Genomic DNA, 15,743 nt, shown 5'->3' with positions numbered 1-15,743 from the left:
GTCGGAAACTCATGGCCGCGCGCCGGCGGGTGCGCCGCCGAGCGGCGGGCCGAGTTGCAGGTCGAAATCGCCGTTGTCGCGCTCGACGGCGATCAGCCGCAACAGCGGCGCCAGTTGCGGGCGCTGCTGCGCATCGACCCGCGCGGTGGCGGAAAACGTCGCGGGGCCGTCGCCGCGCCAGGACCCGCTGCCGTCGAGATGGAGCGGCCCGCTGCCGGTACGCAATGTCGCCTTCAACAATCCCGCATTGCCGTGGACACGAAGTTCGTAGGTGCCGAGCGGTGCGACCCGGGTCAGGGCGGAACCGGCATCCTTCCACGTAACGACAGCATCGGCCGAAACGGTGTCGCCGGAACGCGAGAACTGCGTGACATGGAGGGCGAGATCGCCGCGCGGGCCGAGCGGCGCCATGCGAGGCACGGCGAGGCCAAGCGCACTGGCCGGCAAGGAGAAGTCGACGCTTGATACCTCGATACTGTGCGCCGAGATGCGCACGGGGAAGCCCCGGTCGGCGTGATCGATGGCGACCTCGAAGTCGAGGCGCCCGCGCCACAGGGCCCGCGGTTGCAGCGTCCAGGAAAGATCCTTGCCGACGCCGCCCGACCCGGCACCATCGCGGATCTCCAGCCGCCCGCTGCCGGACCACAGGCTGCCGTGCGCCTGCGCAAGACGCAGCTTCCCGGCGCTGGCGCGCCGCAGGCCCGCATCGAGCAGCGTAGCTGGCGCCAGCAGGACCAGAAACGCCGCATAGGCCGCCATCGCCACGCAGACGCTGGCAATCGGTCCCCGCCATGTCAGTCGGCGCGTCATCGGCCAGGGCGCTCCAGGGTGACGGTCACGCCCACCTGGCCGGGCGCGGAACCGGATTCGATCCGCACTGCGACAGGGCGCAGCTGCTGCGCGCGCATGGTGTCTGCCCAACCCAGCCAGTCGGCGAAGGCCACATTGGCGAATACCAGCTTCACGTGGCGCGCATCCGGCAGCTCGATGCTCGCCAGCGAACGGGTCAGTCCGCTGGCGTCGACCTGGCGTTGCACCAGCTGGCGCAGGTCCGTCGTCGACGCAGGCAGCGGTGGCATCGCGCGCAGGCGCACGATCTCGTCCGCCTGCCCGCTCTGACGCATCGCGTCTGCACGCAGCTGGGCGACCGCCGGCAGCAGCCGCAAGCGCGCCTGTGTCGTCGCGTACAGCAGCCACGCATACGCCACCAGCCCAAGGCAGATCGCCACGACGGCAACCAGCCCACGTTCCCGCGGGGATCGCGCCGCCCACAGTCGGTTCAAGGCATGCTTCATGGCGACCTCAGGGTCAGCGTGACGGTGCCGCGCCCGGCACGACGCGCCTCCTGCGGCGCGTCGACATCCAACCCGGCCTGCGCCAGGCGAGCCTCGACGCGACGCGTGAGCGCGCCGTCCGCAGCGGCGAACTCCAGCACCATGCGTCCGTCCTCATACGACAGCGCGCGCAGCTCCGCGGCCGGCACCTCCGCCAACGCTGCTGCCACCTTGCCGAGCATGGCCGGGAAATCGCCGGCATCCGGCTGGTTCGCGGCGCGCCGTGCCTGGGCCAGTTGCCGCCGCATCTGCAATGCCGGGTCGGCCACCGCGACGGCGTCGGGGAACAGCGCGCGGAAGCGCGCCTCCATCTGCTGGCGAAGGTCATGCTGTTCGCTCGCCAGCCGCACGCGATCGACCAGCAAGGCTGCCGAATGCAGCAGCAGCGCCGCGAGCAGAATCCAGCCGATGTGTCGCCAGCGTGCGAGCATGGCGACGGACGGGCGCCAGTGCCCGCGTTCCTGATCGATCCGGATGCCGGCCAACGCCGGCGCCATGCGCCAATCCGGTTCCGATGCGAACCGGACGCTGACGCCCAGGCCTTGCTGCCATGCCTCCGGATCGGGCCGCGCCGCCGGCGTCGTCACATGCAGCGCGATCGACGCGGGTACGGCATCGCGCGCCCGCGCCTGCTCAAGCAGCAACTGCAGCACCAGTGGCGGCGTCTGCCGATCGCCGCAATCGGTGGCGCCGCCCTCGAGTTCGCCGATGCGCACATAGCCTTCCTGCCCGCTCCAGGCAAGACTCCACTCCCCTTGCTGCACCGGCAACATCAGCGTCTCGCAATACACGACGTCGACGCGGATACCGACCGCGCCAAGCGCGTCGCGCCAGCCTTGCAGCCGCTGCCGGTCAACCACTGCGAGCACGTCGTCGTCCCCGACCCGCCCCAGCATGCTCACCTGGTTGGCGTCCGGGTCGGATGCCAGTTGTTCCTCGGCTGCATAGGCCAGCAACGCCGCGGACCTGCGCCTGCCCACTCGAGGCAATCGCGTTCGGGTGATCAAGACCTGGCTGGCGGCAAGCACCAGTTCGACCCGCGATGCCGTGTTCGGCAACTGTGCCAGTGCCCCACTTCCGGAATGCACACCGGCGTGCTCGTCCAGCAGCACCCATCGGCATGACGTGGGCGCCGCCGACAGCGGACAGAATATGCGCAGCAGACTCATCGGAGCTTCCGCCATACGACGCCGGGCCAGCGCGCCGCGTCCGTCCGCGCCAACAGCAGCTGGCTGCGGGCCTGCGTCTTGCCGTAAGTCACCCGCAGCGTGATCAGGAAGTAATCGCTGCCGACGCGGATGTCCTGCCCGGGTACCGTGGCGTCCTTGCCGAGCTGGCCAAGGAAATCGGCGTTGTTGCGATAGAAAGTTCCGTTGCGGCGGGCGACCAGTACCCGCGCCGAATCCAGGTCCAGGCCATCGACCACGGCAGCGAGAACCTCGGCGGACGCCGTGTTCACGTTGAGCGCGGTGGTCGCCGGCAGCGCCGTCACGAAAGGCGCGAGGCGCGCGCGGACACTGGCGTCGAAGCCACGTACAAGACCCAGTTCGTCCAGATCGACGAGCGGCCGGTTGGCGGCCAGACGAGGATGGCCGAGCCCGCGGTAGTACGCATCCTCCGCCCCGCCGGCGGGCTGCGCCACGCTGTCGGCGTCGACCCAGTCGGCGAGCGCATCGGCCAGCTCCGCCGGCAAGCCGAGGATGGCCAGCAGACGCTGGAAACGCGCGTACTGCGTGACATCGAGCTTGCCGTTCCGGACCAGGTTGTCGAGATTGAACCGGCCTTGCTGGTCCTCGATGTGGCCGGCCAGTTCGCCATTCTCGAACGGGATCGGCGGCAGGCGCAGCGCCCACGGTTCTCCGGCGTGGTCGACGTCGCCGCTGGCGCGACGGTCGTCGAACAGCATTGCGCGAGCCCAGTCGCCTCCCGCCGTGACCAGTTCCTCGGCCTGGACATGGTCGGCGGCCAACCCGGCCTGGCGCGACCACGTGCTCAGCGCGACCAGCATGGCCGTTGCCGCCACTGCAGCCACCGCCATGATCGCCATCGCCATCAGCAAGGCCGCACCGCGCTGCCCGGCGTTCATGAGCGCAGCGCGAACACGCGCACCACGGTTTCGCCCGAACCGAGCACCACTTGCATGCGTACGGCCAGCGGCAGCGGGGGGTCGGCCGGCGTCGTCGGCCACGTATTGTTCCAGGTCAACGCGGGGCCGAGGTATTGCAGGCTCAGGCGGGTCACGTCATCGAGTACCACGTAGCGGGTCGGCGGCGTGGTTGCGGCAAGGTCGAGCCCCGGCCAGATCCACAATTCGATCTGGTGCGCACCGTTCACTCCGTAGCCGATGCGCCGCGGTACGTCGACGCCGTCCGTCCCGGCGAACCGAGTGAACTCCAGCAGTGGCGCCTGTGCTGCATCGGGCCGACCAAGCCACGCTGGCGAGGTGCCGGCATCGCTGCGCACCGGGCGCGGTGCGGCCAGCCGTACATCGCGCGCAAAGCGGACGAAGAACGACTCCGCCTGCCGCCATTGCGCGGATTCCGCCTGGATGCGGTCGCGCGACGCCATGACCACGCCAAGTCCGCGATAGGCCATCAGCGTGAGCAGCGACAGAACGAGCAGCGCCGACAGCAGCTCGATCAAGGTGAATCCGGGGGCAGCGCGAAACCGGTGGGCGTTCATCGGCCGCTCTCCGCGGGATCCACGACAAAACCCGTGGAATGCGCAAGGAAGTGCGCTGGCTGCGCCGGCACGAAGACGAAGACGTCGACGCGATGGAATGCCGCATTCGGCGTCGCGGATACTTCCTCGCGCCAGCCGAGTTCAAGATTGCCCTGGCGCCGCACACCGGTTCGCACGCCGACCGGCAACCAGTCGCCGCGTGCACGATGCTCGGCGAGGTGATCGGCCGCGACCCACCCGGCCAGCAGTCGCCCACGCAGTTCGTCGGCATGGCTGACGCCCTGCGTGGCCACGCGCAGCGCGGCAAGCAGCGACACCGCGACGATCGTCATGGCGACCAGCACTTCGACCAGCGTGAATCCCGGCGCGTCATTGCGCTGCCATGTCGCCATAGGTCTTCCCCTGCCCGGGTGCGATGCGCAAGTCGCCGACCGGAGAGGCCGCGATGCCGTAATGGTCGGCACCGAGCGCCAGGTCCATCGAAAACGCCGACATCGAGCCGTCGGACGGAAACTGCAGACGCATGGTCGACTGCGCCGCGGCGGCTTCGTTGCGCAGCTGCGATATCAGCATGCCGTGCGGCAGGCTGCGCGCACGCAACACATCGTCGTCACGGATCTCGGACCACCCGTCATCGCCACCCTGGCGCCAGAAGCGGTAGTGGCTGCCGTCGGAAGTCCACACGATGGCGGCGCCGGAGATGCGCGCTTCCTGGGCGGCAAGCTCCAGCAGCTGCGCGAGTCGCTCGGCCTCGACCCGCAACAGGTCGCGATCGCCCGGTTGCATCCGTGCCCCGATGGTTCCCGCCAGGATGCCCATGATCAGCACCACGACCAGCATCTCCAGCAGCGTGAAGCCGCGTTTGCCCTGGCGAACGATCGCTTCATGCACGGCACGGGCTTCCGTCACAGCGTCCACGAACCGATGTCGGCATCGTTGCCCTCGCCGCCGGGTGCACCGTCGGCCCCCAAACCGTAGACATCCACCTCCCCGTGCAGGCCCGGGTTCAGGTACTGGTAGGGATGGCCCCAGGGGTCTTTCGGCAGGCGCCCGACGTATCCCTCGGGCTTCCAGTTCGGCGGGATCGGGCCGGAGTCAGGCCGGGACACCAGCGCCTGCAGTCCCTGTTCGGTGGTCGGGTAGCGCCGGTTGTCCAGACGATAGAGCTGCAGGGCCTGCATCAGGCTGGCGATGTCCTGCCGCGAAGCGGTCACGCGCGCCTCGTCCGGCCGGCTCATCACCTTCGGCACGACCAGCGCAGCGAGGATGCCGAGGATCACCACGACCACCATCAGTTCAAGCAGGGTGAAACCGCGTTGGGACGAAACACGTGTCGGCATGGTGGCGCCACCTCGGATGTGCAGAGAGCTTGCGGCTCGAATGTCCGGCCGCACTGCGCGTGCGCACGGCGGCAAGGCAAGACGGCTCCAGCACAGGCTCGACGCGTTCGGCGGGCACATCGGCCCGAAGATGCGCTGAAGTCTCCGTTGTGATGCAAGCAGCGGCCCGCAGGTTCCGCATGACGCGCATGCGCATCGTCGGTGCGGCAGGCAAACCCGTTCGCCGATCGCAATGCCTCTGTCGCCGTCCCGTGCGTCGACGGGAACCTTATTCGTGCCGCTGCGTCGGTTGGTGAGCGGGGACTGGTTCCCCGGCGTCGACGCGATGCAATGCGGGTACCGCGCAGCGATGGATCTGCGCGGATTCGTCGATACGCAGAGACAGTTCCATGGTGCCGGCCGATGCGGTCGGCATGGGTTGCTGCGGCCGCTGGAAACCGCTGCGCGAAGTGTTTTTGTCCTGACTGGGTGCATCCAATGAAGAGGGAACGCAGATGAGCAGATTCATGCACAAGAAATGGTTGCCGACGGCGCTGCCTGTCGCACTTGTCGTCGGCCTCACCGGATGCGGCGGCTCCAGTCCCCACGGCCAGGCGGCCACGCCGCCTCCGGTCCCGGCCCCGACCGTGGTGTCCACCACCCCGGCCAATGCAGCGACGGGCGTGCTGAACACGGCGGAAGTCAGCGCCACGTTCGACCAGGCGATCGACCCGGCAACGCTGAAGAACGCCACCTTCAACGTGAACTGCCCGGCCGGCGCGGCTGCCTTCGGGTCCGTCACCTACGATGCGGCGACGAGGAAAGCCACGTTCGTGCGCATCACCGAATCGCCGACCAACCCGCCGCAGTCGGAGGTGGCCGAACCCATGGCGGCGAACGTCACCTGCACCGCGACCATCACGACCGGCGTCAAGGGCACCAACGGCGCCGCGTTGGCGACGAATTACGTGTGGACATTCTCGACCGTGACCGACACGGCGTTCCTGGACCAGGGCAAGCAGATCTTCCGCTTCGACACGTTCGGCGACGAGACGACGTGGACCGACACACTGCACATGAACGACGTCATCGCTGCAGCCGTCGATCCGAAGACGGCGTTGGCCGTCGGCCTGAAAGTGGACGCGGAGGCGCTTCCTTCGTCCGTCGTGGCAGGCATCCAGGACGGCAGCATCAGCCTGACCAGTCCCGACACCACGCTTGCGCTGATCAGCCTCGATGCGGTGGTGGGCATCAAGGGCACCGTGGAAACCGTCAACGGCAAGAGCACGCTGACCCGCGTCGGAATCACCTGTGCGTTGTGCCATTCCACGGTCGACAACTCGTTTGCGCCGGGTATCGGCAAGCGCCTGGATGGCTGGCCCAATCGCGACCTCAATCCCGGGCTGATCATCTCGCTGTCGCCGGCGCTGACCCAGGCGCAAAAGGCCGTCTACAGTTCGTGGGGGCCGGGCATGTACGACCCCCGCTACAACATCGATGGCATCAATGGTCCGCAGGTGATCTCGCCGGCCTTCGGCCTGCAGGGCATCCACAAGATCATCGCGACCGGCGATGGCGACGATCTGGCTTACTGGAACCGGTATGTCGCCGTGACCCAGATGGGCGGGCACGGCAACTTCACCGATGCGCGCGTCGGCACGGGCATCAACATCACCAACGGTACCGACGACCTGGTCACCGCCAAGCTGCCTGCGCTGCAGGCGTATCAGCTGTCGATCGCGGCGCCACCCGCACCGGCCGGCAGCTTCGACGCCGCGGCCGCAGCACGCGGCAAGGTCCTTTTCGAGGGCAAGGCAGGATGCATCACCTGCCACAGCGGCTCCGAGTTCACCGACGCCAACGAACGCCTGCACCCGGCAAGCGACGTGGCAAGCGAACCCGAGGCCCCCGGGGTGCCCAGCTACGCATCGCGCACGGCGACCAAGCAATACCGCACGGCACCGTTGAAGGGCGTCTGGCAGCATCCGCCGTACTTCCACAATGGCTCAGCGGCCACGCTCGACGACGTCGTGGCGAAATACAACGCGAAGCAGGCGCTCGGCCTGAGCAGCGCGGAGGTCGCCGACGTCGCGCAGTACGTGAAGTCGCTGTAGCTCGTGCGGGAGCGCCCGACCGGACGGATGCGACACGATCCGCAGGGCGCGACCCGGCAGTTCAAGCCGGCCCCACGGCGCGGTTTGGCCAGATACCCGAGGACATCCCCCGACGCCGCCGGGGGATGCCCGCTTCAGGCAATCCCGATCGCCACTGGAGCAAGGCAAGCCGGCGGTGACCCGTCGGCGCCCTGCACCGGCGTGATGCCGATGGCGGATCGCACCGGCATCTGGCGACCAAGCAGCGGCAACCGGGCCACGGAGGAGCTAATCGCCCTCGCCGGAAGCTGGTTCCGCCGAAAGCCACGCCATCACGACGGCGGTCATGCACGCGCAGCGCACGCCCAGAAACGGAAAACTGTCGGCCAGCATGTTGCCGAGCGTGGTGCCCAGCGACTTGCGCAGCAGCCGGCGCGCGCGGTGCAGCCGGGTCTTCACGGTCTGCGGCTTGATGGCCAGTCGAGCAGCGGTTTCCTCAACGCTGCACGCTTCGATCTCGCGCAACCTGAAGACGGCGCGATAGGGCTCGGGCAACTCGTCGATCGCATCCCGCAGCAGGAGACGGATCTCTGCGCGGGCAGCGAACGACACCGGGTCGCCACCATGGCGCCCAAGCCCGGATCGGCTGACCCAGAAAGGATCCGGCGACGACATGTCGACGTGCTCAAGCCCGACCGTTGCGCGCCGCCTGCGCAAGCGGCTGCGCGCCTCGTTGAGCAGGATGCTGATCAGCCAGGTTCGCAGGGGCGCATCGCCGCGGAACGTGTCGAATTTGTCGTAGGCCCTGGCGAAAGCTTCCTGCACGATGTCCTCGGCTTCGGTCTCCTCCTTGAGCACGCCGCGCGCGATCCGGTACAAGTGCGGGCCGAAGCGCTGCATGATGTACCGGAACGCTTCATGGTCGCCATGCGTCACAAGCAGGACCAGCGCGGCGTCGTTCAGCGCGGCGTAGTCGATCCGCGTGACATCCGCGGACGAAGATGAGGACCCTTGCATGGCTATTTGGATGCAGATGCGGCTTGCGGGTTCCGGCATCGACCGGCGGCCGGCATCGGCGCTCACGAACGCGGGCCGCTGCCTGCCCGGCACGATCCGGCTACCGGCGTGCCCGACGCTCCGGGCCGCCGGGCCGGGCAGCACATGCGCCGGAATGGCCCGGGGTACGGCCCGGTGTACGCGCGCCTGCGGCAATCGCGCGACAGCGGCAGTGCGCCGCATGGACAAGCGCCATCGCCATTGCGGACAATCACGGAGATGACCGCCACGCCCGCCGCCGCGCCCCTGCTCGAAGCACGGGGCTTGAGTTTTCGTCGCCAGGACGAACCGGTGTTCGCACCGCTGGATTTCCGGTTGCACGCGGGCGAGCTGGCCCTGGTCGAGGGCGACAACGGCAGCGGCAAGACCACCTTGCTGCGCATGCTGGCCGGCCTGCTGCATGTCGGCGAAGGGGAACTGCGCTGGCGCGGCGCGCCGCTGCAGCGCGACGCCACCGCCGGCGACATCCTGTTTCTCGGCCACCAGTTGGGATTGAAGGCGGACTTCAGCCCGCGCGAGAACCTGCGCGTGGCGGCCAGCCTGCATGGCTGCCGCGAGGGCGCCAACGCTGCCTCCGTGCTGGCCCGGATCGGCCTGCGCGGCTACGAGGACGAGCCGGTGCGGCGCTTGTCCGCCGGCCAGAAGAAGCGCGCCGCGCTGGCGCGCCTGCTGCTGCTGCCGGCCACGCTGTGGCTGCTCGACGAGCCCTACGCCAACCTCGACCGCATCGGCATCGCGCTGGTCAACGAGTTGCTGGAAGGCCACACCGACGCCGGTGGCGCGGCGATGGTCACCAGCCACGGCACCGTGAGTTTCCACGGCGGCGAACCGCGACGGATTCGCATGCATGATTGAGGCCGGGAACCCCATGCGTGAACTCGCTCCCCTGCGACCGAAGGAAATCCCTTTGGGACAAGCAGAGGGAGGAGCACGACGATGAACCGGCCGGGCCTCGGCACCGCCTGCGCCGCGATGCTGCGGCGCGATCTCGCGCTCGCCTGGCGTCGCCGCGGCGACATCGCCATGCCGGTGCTGTACGCGGTGATCGTGGCCACGCTGTTTCCGTTCGCGCTGGGCCCGGAAGACACCCTGCTGCAGCGGATTGCCGGCGGGGTGGTGCTGGTCACCGTGTTGCTGGCGATGCTGCTGGCGCTGGATGCGATGTTCGCCAGCGACATCGAGGACGGTTCGCTGGAACAACTGGTGCTGTCGCCGCAGCCGCTGGCGCTGCTGCTGGGCATGAAGATCCTCGCCCACTGGTTGGCCACCGCGCTGCCGCTGATCGTGATCGCGCCGCTGCTGGCGGCGATGCTGCACCTGCCCGGCGCGGTGATTCCGGTACTGCTGCTGGCGCTGCTGCTGGCCACGCCGCTGCTCAGCCTGCTCGGTGCCGTGCTGGTGGCGCTGACGGCCGGCACGCGGCGCTCTGGTATGCTGCTCGCCTTGATGCTGCTGCCTTTGTGCGTGCCGGCCGTGATCTTCGCCGCCGGCGCGGTGGCTGCCGCCCAACAGGGGCTGCCGTGGCTGGCACCGATCGCCTGGCTGGCTGCCGCCCTGGTGCTCGCCGTGGTGCTGGCGCCGCTGGCCTGCGCGGCCGCCCTTCGCATTGCCCTGGACGCATGATGTCTGACTGGATTCCGCTCTGGTTGCACAAGCTCGGCTCGCCGCCGACGTTCTACCGCTTCGCCGGCGCGCTGCAGCCGTGGGCGCTGGCGCTGGCGCTGCTGCTGGGCGCGGTCGCGCTGTACGGCGGCCTGGTGCTGGCACCCGCCGACTACCAGCAGGGCGACGCCTACCGGATCATCTTCATCCACGTGCCCAGTGCGTGGATGAGCATGTTCATCTACGCGGTGATGGGCGTGGCCTCGTTCGTCGCGCTGGTTTGGCGGATCAAGCTGGCCGAGGTGGTGGCGATGCAATCGGCGCCGATCGGCGCGGCGTTCACCTTCATCACCCTGGTCACCGGCTCGTTGTGGGGCAAGCCGATGTGGGGCACCTGGTGGACCTGGGACGCGCGGCTGACCTCCGAGCTGGTGCTGCTGTTCCTGTATCTCGGCGTCATCGGCCTGTACCACGCGTTCGAGGATCGCCGCCAGGGCGCGCGCGCCGCCGGCTTCCTGGCCATCATCGGCGTCATCAACGTGCCGATCGTGCACTTCTCGGTGAACTGGTGGAACACCTTGCACCAGGGCAGCACGGTCAACGTGTTCGGCCAGTCGAAGATGGCGTGGGACATGCTGTGGCCGCTGCTGACGATGACCCTGGCGACCAAGTTCTACTACGCCGGCAGCCTGTTCCGCCGTGCGCGCACCGACCTGCTGGACATGGAAGGCGGCAAGGACTGGGTACGCAAGATTGCCGAAGACGAGGCCGACCGATGAGCGCGCTGCAGCAATTTTTCGCCGCGGGCGGCGAGGCCGCCGCCTTCTTCAGGATGGGCGGCTACGCCGCCTATGTGTGGCCAGCCTACGCGGTGTTCTTCATCGTGCTCGTTGCGGACAGCCTCGCGCCGGGACTGCGCCGCCACCGCGTGCTGCGGGAACTTCGCGCGCGACTGGCCCGTCAGAGTGCCCGTCAGCAACGTCATTCGCCTCCTTCCACGCCGTCCGCCTGACCGGCACAGACCTGCCATGCCCATGAACCCCACCCGCAAGCGCCGCCTCGTCATCGTCTTGCTGATCCTCGCCGCGGCCACGCTAGCCACCGTGCTGGTGGTGGTGGCGCTGCAGAACAACATGAACTACCTGCTCACGCCGAGCCAGGTGCAGTCCGGCCAGGCCAGCGGCTACAAGACCTTTCGCCTCGGCGGCATGGTCAAGGCCGGCTCGATCCAGCGCTCCAGCGATTCGCTCAAGGTCACCTTCACCGTGGTCGACGCCGGCGGCGCGATGCCGGTGGAGTACACCGGCATCCTCCCGGACCTGTTCCGCGACAACCAGTCGGTGATTGCCACCGGCCACATGGCCGGCGCCCGCTTCGTCGCCACCGAAGTGCTGGCCAAGCACGACGAAACCTACATGCCCAAGGAACTGAAGGACGCGATGGCGAAGGCGCATGCCGAGAAGCCGGGAATAGGGAATCGAGAATAGGGAATCGGAAAAGCCGTGCACACCATTCCCTGCTGTCAATTGCTGCACCGAAGCGCGCCGAAACTGCGTGGTGCCTCGCTTTCACCTATTCCCCACTCCCTATTCCCTATTCCCGGCTCAAACCCATGACCCCCGAACTCGGCCAACTTGCACTGATTCTCGCCCTGCTGCTCGCCCTGGCGCAGGGGGTGCTGCCGCTGATCGGCGCGTGGCGCGGCAATCGCGCGCTGATGGCGGTGGCACGGCCGGCGGCGGCGGGCCAGGCGGTGTTCGTGGCGTTCGCCTTCGGCATCCTGGTTTGGGCGTTCCTGCATTTCGATTTCTCGGTGCAGTACGTAGCCGACAACTCCAACCTGGAGCTGCCGTGGTACTACCGCATCGCCGCGGTGTGGGGCGCGCACGAGGGTTCGCTGCTGTTGTGGATCTTCATCCTCAACGTGTGGACGGTGGCGCTGGCCGCGTTCAGTTACAAGCTGCCCGAAGTGTTCGCCTCGCGCGTGCTCGCGGTGATGGGATTGATCGCGGTGGGCTTTCTCGCCTTCATCGTGTTTACCTCCGACCCGTTCGGCCGGCTGCTGCCGATGCCCGGCGACGGCGCGGATCTCAACCCGGTGCTGCAGGACCCCGGCATGGCCTTCCACCCGCCGGTGCTCTACATCGGCTACGTCGGCTTCTCCGTGGCCTTCGCGTTTGCCATCGCCGGCCTGCTCGGCGGCGAGCTGGAACAGGCGTGGGTGCGCTGGGCGCGACCGTGGACCAACGTGGCCTGGGCCTTCCTCACCCTGGGCATCGTCGCCGGCAGCTGGTGGGCGTATGCGGAGCTGGGCTGGGGCGGCTGGTGGTTCTGGGACCCGGTGGAAAACGCCAGCTTCATGCCGTGGCTGGTCGGCGCGGCATTGATCCATGCGCAGGCGGTGACCGAGAAGCGCGGCTCGCTGCGCGCGTGGACGATCCTGCTCTCGATCTTCGCGTTCTCGCTGTCCCTGCTGGGCACCTTCCTGGTGCGCTCGGGCGTGCTGACCTCGGTGCACGCGTTCGCCTCCGATCCGCGCCGCGGCGTGTTCATCCTGATCTTCCTCACCATCGTGGTCGGCGGCTCGCTGTTGCTGTACGCGTTGCGGGCGCCCAAGGTGGCCGGCGGCAAGGCGTTCCAGCTGCTGTCGCGCGAAACCGTGCTGTTGATCGGCAACCTGATGTTCGCGGTGGCTGCGGCGATGGTGTTGCTGGGCACGCTGTTCCCGCTGATCGGCGACGCGCTGAACCTGGGCCGGATCTCGGTCGGCCCGCCGTATTTCGGCTTCCTGTTCCCCCTGCTGATGTTGCCGGTCGTGCTGCTGATGCCGTTCGGGCCGTTCCTGCGCTGGGGCAAGGGCGAATCGCCGCTGCTGAAGCAGATCCTGCTGCGCGTCGGCGTCGCCGCGGCGGCCTGCGCGATCGTGGCGGCGTTCTTCGTCGACGGCAAGCTCAAGGCGGTCGTCGGCGTCGCGGCGCTGGTGTGGCTGGGCGTGGGCGTGCTGCTGTATGCCTACAAGCGCTGGCGCGACGTGCCGCGCGGCCGCCGTTATCCGGGCGAGATGGCCGGCATGCTGCTGGCGCATCTTGGCGTGGGGGTGTTCGTCGCCGGCGTGCTGCTGACCGAATCGCTCAGCGTGACCCGCGACGTGCGCATGGCGCCGGGCGAAACGCAGCACATCAGCGGTTACGATTTCCGCTTCGATGGCGTGCACCGCACCACCGGCCCGAACTGGAAAGCCGACCAGGGCGTGATCACGGTGACCCGCGACGACAAGCAGATTGCGGTCATGCACCCGCAGAAGCGCACCTACCCGCGCGGTCAGGTGCAGACCGAGTCGGCGGTCGACGCCGGCGTGTTCCGCGACCTGTACGTGGCGCTGGGCGAGCCGATGGACGCCGGCAACATCGAAGGCGCGTGGGCGCTGCGCCTCTACTACAAGCCATTCGTGCGCTGGATCTGGGGTGGCGGCCTGCTGATGATGCTGGGTGGCTTCGTCTGCGCCGCAGACAAGCGCTTCCGTCTCAAGCGCACGGCTGATGCCACCGCTTCGCTGGACCTGCAGCCACAGGAAACCCGCGCATGAATCGCCTGCTGCCGTTCATCGGTTTCATGCTGCTGGTGGGCCTGTTCGGGTTCGGCATCTGGTGGAACACGCGCCACGATCCGAACGCGATCCCCACGCCGCTGCTGAACAAGCCCGCGCCCGCGTTCAACCTGCCCAAGCTGTACGAGCCGACGCAGACGGTGAGCAAGGCCGACCTGCTCGGCCAGCCCTACCTGCTCAACGTGTTCGCCAGCTGGTGCATCGAGTGCGGCGTGGAACACCCCGTGCTGACCGCCGCAGCGCCGAGCCTTGGGGTGAAGCTGGTCGGCTACAACTACAAGGATGCGCCGGCCGACGCCAAGGCCTGGCTGGCGGCGCACGGCAGCCCATACGCGTTGCTGATCGCCGACGAGTCCGGCCAGACCGCGATCGACTTCGGCGTCTACGGCGCGCCGGAAAGCTTCCTGGTCGACGCGAAGGGCGTGATCCGCTTCAAGCACATCGGGCCGATCACCCCGGACGTGCTGGCGACCAAGGTCAAGCCGGCGATCGCCGCGATGCTGAAGGAGACGCCGTGAAACCGGGCATCGGGAATCGGGCATCGCCAGCCCGCGGGTTGCTGTTCGCGTTCTTCATCGCGCTGCTGACGTGCGCGGGCATCGCCCACGCGCAGGCGATCGAGCCGATGCCGTTCACGGATCACGCGCAGGAACTGCGTTTCCAGCATCTCACCCACCAGCTGCGTTGCCCGATGTGCCAGAACGAGACGCTGGCCGATTCCAATGCGCCGATCGCCCGCGACCTGCGCAACCAGATCTTCAAGCTGATGCAACAAGGCAAGAGCGACGACGAGATCAAGCAGTACCTGGTCGCGCGCTATTCGAATTACATCCTGTACGACCCGCCGCTGAAGCCGGGCACCGTGCTGCTCTGGTTCGGGCCGCTGGCGATTCTGCTGGCCGGCGCCGGCGTGGTGCTGGTGGCGATCCGCAAACGCAGGCGCGAAGGCGTTGACACAAAGACCGTCGGCGACAGCGCCGACAACGGGGAAGATTGGTGAAAATCGCCTTTATCGTGGTGGCCGCGCTGATGGTCGCGCTGGCGCTGGCTGTCCTGCTCGTGCCCCTGGTGCGCGAGGGACGCCGCTCCGGCCGCGCTCGCAGCGTGTTCGTGCTCAGCCTGTCCATCGCCCTGCTGCTGCCGCTGGGTGCCGGCGTGCTCTACCTGAAGGTCGGCACGCCGGCGGCACTCAACGGGGTCTCTGCGCAGGCGCAGACGCCGATCAGCCTGCCGCAGGCGATCGCCCAGCTGCGCGAGCACCTGGCGCAGCAGCCCGACGATCAGCAAGGCTGGATGCTGCTGGCACAGACCAGCGCGATGATGCGCCAGCCAGGCGACGCGCGCGATGCGTGGTACCACGTGCTGAAGCTCGATGCCAACAACGCCGAGGCGATGGTGGGCTGGGCCGAAAGCGATTCGATGCTGCGCGCCGACCACCAGATCGAAGGCCGCGCCCGCGAGCTGCTGCAGCGTGCGGTGAAGCAGCACCCGGACAACCAGCGCGGGCTGTGGCTGCTCGGCATCAGCGACTTCCAGCGCGGCGACTACCGCAACGCTGCCGCCACCTGGCGCCTGCTGCAACCGCAGCTCGAACCCGGCTCCAGCGTGGCGAAGTCCGTCGCCGAACAGATCGCCATCGCCGACGCCCGTGCCGGCGGCGCACCGGCCGGGACCTCCAGCAGCGCCGCAGCGGCTGTGCCGGCAGGTGCTTCGTTGCGGGTCATCGTCACCCTGGCGCCGGCGCTGCAGGGCAAGCTGGCCAAGGGCGACGTGCTCTACGTCTACGCTCGCGCCCTGGATGGCCCGCCGATGCCGCTGGCCGTGGCCCGGATCGAGCCGGTCACGCTTCCCGCCACGGTCACCCTCAACGACGCCATGGCGATGACGCCCGCGTTCAAGCTGTCGTCGGTCGCCCAGGTTTTCGTGGGCGCACGGATCAGCCATGACGGCCAGCCCACCGCCGCGCCCGGCGACCTCGAAGGCGATGCGGGCGTGGTCGACGTCGCACGCAAGACGCCGGTCGCCATCACCATCGACAAGGTGCACTGAC

Annotated in this window: 20 protein-coding genes; 10 read left to right on the top strand and 10 right to left on the bottom strand. The window is 68.4% G+C overall.

The genetic code is table 11. The features are described 5' to 3' along the window. Positions 1 to 9 precede the first annotated feature (9 nt). From ACVCMB_RS01550 to ACVCMB_RS01510, 9 genes are all read right to left on the bottom strand, one after another. Positions 10 to 810 carry a type II secretion system protein N gene (locus tag ACVCMB_RS01550; RefSeq protein WP_447105977.1) on the bottom strand — a complete coding sequence of 267 codons (801 nt, stop codon included), beginning with the start codon at positions 808 to 810 and terminating at the stop codon, positions 10 to 12. Next, positions 807 to 1,295 carry a type II secretion system protein GspM gene (gene gspM, locus ACVCMB_RS01545; protein ID WP_447099133.1) on the bottom strand — a complete coding sequence of 163 codons (489 nt, stop codon included), beginning with the start codon at positions 1,293 to 1,295 and terminating at the stop codon, positions 807 to 809. The genes ACVCMB_RS01550 and gspM overlap by 4 nt, the downstream gene beginning before the upstream one ends. Beyond that, positions 1,292 to 2,503, bottom strand: a complete 1,212-nt coding sequence (gene gspL / locus ACVCMB_RS01540; RefSeq protein ID WP_447105976.1) for a type II secretion system protein GspL — start codon at positions 2,501 to 2,503, stop codon at positions 1,292 to 1,294. Before gspL ends, gspM begins: the two co-directional genes overlap by 4 nt. Beyond that, a complete protein-coding gene (gspK, locus tag ACVCMB_RS01535; protein ID WP_447110599.1) occupies positions 2,500 to 3,420 on the bottom strand; it encodes a type II secretion system minor pseudopilin GspK in 921 nt (306 codons plus the stop codon). The genes gspL and gspK overlap by 4 nt, the downstream gene beginning before the upstream one ends. Beyond that, the gene (locus tag ACVCMB_RS01530; RefSeq protein ID WP_395117910.1) at positions 3,417 to 4,016 is read right to left on the bottom strand and encodes a type II secretion system protein GspJ; all 600 of its coding nucleotides are present in this window, start codon (positions 4,014 to 4,016) and stop codon (positions 3,417 to 3,419) included. Before ACVCMB_RS01530 ends, gspK begins: the two co-directional genes overlap by 4 nt. Next, entirely contained in the window at positions 4,013 to 4,408 is a 396-nt protein-coding gene (gene gspI / locus ACVCMB_RS01525) for a type II secretion system minor pseudopilin GspI (RefSeq protein WP_447105974.1), read from the bottom strand. Before gspI ends, ACVCMB_RS01530 begins: the two co-directional genes overlap by 4 nt. Continuing rightward, positions 4,386 to 4,907, bottom strand: a complete 522-nt coding sequence (locus tag ACVCMB_RS01520; protein WP_447105973.1) for a GspH/FimT family pseudopilin — start codon at positions 4,905 to 4,907, stop codon at positions 4,386 to 4,388. Before ACVCMB_RS01520 ends, gspI begins: the two co-directional genes overlap by 23 nt. Positions 4,908 to 4,921: 14 nt before the next feature. Further along, a complete protein-coding gene (gene gspG / locus ACVCMB_RS01515) occupies positions 4,922 to 5,356 on the bottom strand; it encodes a type II secretion system major pseudopilin GspG (RefSeq protein ID WP_447105972.1) in 435 nt (144 codons plus the stop codon). A 268-nt stretch (positions 5,357 to 5,624) separates the two neighbouring features. Then, on the bottom strand, positions 5,625 to 5,864 hold the full coding sequence (locus ACVCMB_RS01510) for a hypothetical protein (RefSeq protein WP_447105971.1): 240 nt from the start codon (positions 5,862 to 5,864) through the stop codon (positions 5,625 to 5,627). Between ACVCMB_RS01510 and ACVCMB_RS01505 the strand changes: the two genes are divergently transcribed. Continuing rightward, entirely contained in the window at positions 5,851 to 7,449 is a 1,599-nt protein-coding gene (locus ACVCMB_RS01505) for an Ig-like domain-containing protein (RefSeq protein ID WP_447110581.1), read from the top strand. The two genes, ACVCMB_RS01510 and ACVCMB_RS01505, sit on opposite strands and share 14 nt — an antisense overlap. 267 nt (positions 7,450 to 7,716) lie before the next feature. On the opposite strand, the gene ACVCMB_RS01500 is transcribed toward ACVCMB_RS01505, so the two are convergent. Beyond that, positions 7,717 to 8,667 carry an RNA polymerase sigma factor gene (locus tag ACVCMB_RS01500; protein ID WP_447105969.1) on the bottom strand — a complete coding sequence of 317 codons (951 nt, stop codon included), beginning with the start codon at positions 8,665 to 8,667 and terminating at the stop codon, positions 7,717 to 7,719. 36 nt (positions 8,668 to 8,703) lie between these two features. Between ACVCMB_RS01500 and ccmA the strand changes: the two genes are divergently transcribed. From ccmA to ACVCMB_RS01455, 9 genes are all read left to right on the top strand, one after another. Further along, positions 8,704 to 9,339 carry a cytochrome c biogenesis heme-transporting ATPase CcmA gene (gene ccmA, locus ACVCMB_RS01495; RefSeq protein WP_395117896.1) on the top strand — a complete coding sequence of 212 codons (636 nt, stop codon included), beginning with the start codon at positions 8,704 to 8,706 and terminating at the stop codon, positions 9,337 to 9,339. Between the two features lie 81 nt (positions 9,340 to 9,420). Beyond that, positions 9,421 to 10,107, top strand: a complete 687-nt coding sequence (gene ccmB, locus ACVCMB_RS01490; protein WP_447099142.1) for a heme exporter protein CcmB — start codon at positions 9,421 to 9,423, stop codon at positions 10,105 to 10,107. Beyond that, on the top strand, positions 10,107 to 10,865 hold the full coding sequence (locus tag ACVCMB_RS01485) for a heme ABC transporter permease (RefSeq protein ID WP_447105968.1): 759 nt from the start codon (positions 10,107 to 10,109) through the stop codon (positions 10,863 to 10,865). Before ccmB ends, ACVCMB_RS01485 begins: the two co-directional genes overlap by 1 nt. Continuing rightward, on the top strand, positions 10,862 to 11,098 hold the full coding sequence (ccmD, locus tag ACVCMB_RS01480) for a heme exporter protein CcmD (protein WP_395117890.1): 237 nt from the start codon (positions 10,862 to 10,864) through the stop codon (positions 11,096 to 11,098). Before ACVCMB_RS01485 ends, ccmD begins: the two co-directional genes overlap by 4 nt. A gap of 22 nt (positions 11,099 to 11,120) precedes the next feature. Next, positions 11,121 to 11,573 (top strand): cytochrome c maturation protein CcmE, encoded by a 453-nt coding sequence (ccmE, locus tag ACVCMB_RS01475; RefSeq protein ID WP_447105967.1) that lies wholly within the window; start codon positions 11,121 to 11,123, stop codon positions 11,571 to 11,573. A 125-nt stretch (positions 11,574 to 11,698) separates the two neighbouring features. Next, on the top strand, positions 11,699 to 13,672 hold the full coding sequence (locus tag ACVCMB_RS01470) for a heme lyase CcmF/NrfE family subunit (RefSeq protein ID WP_447105966.1): 1,974 nt from the start codon (positions 11,699 to 11,701) through the stop codon (positions 13,670 to 13,672). Beyond that, a complete protein-coding gene (locus ACVCMB_RS01465; protein WP_447099145.1) occupies positions 13,669 to 14,211 on the top strand; it encodes a DsbE family thiol:disulfide interchange protein in 543 nt (180 codons plus the stop codon). Before ACVCMB_RS01470 ends, ACVCMB_RS01465 begins: the two co-directional genes overlap by 4 nt. A gap of 56 nt (positions 14,212 to 14,267) precedes the next feature. Further along, entirely contained in the window at positions 14,268 to 14,693 is a 426-nt protein-coding gene (locus ACVCMB_RS01460) for a cytochrome c-type biogenesis protein (protein ID WP_395121372.1), read from the top strand. After that, a complete protein-coding gene (locus tag ACVCMB_RS01455; protein WP_447105965.1) occupies positions 14,690 to 15,742 on the top strand; it encodes a tetratricopeptide repeat protein in 1,053 nt (350 codons plus the stop codon). Before ACVCMB_RS01460 ends, ACVCMB_RS01455 begins: the two co-directional genes overlap by 4 nt. The last annotated feature ends 1 nt before the right edge of the window (position 15,743 follow it).

The organism is Rhodanobacter sp. UC4443_H10 (genome assembly GCF_052978325.1).
This window is presented reverse-complemented; position numbering and strand designations above follow the sequence as displayed.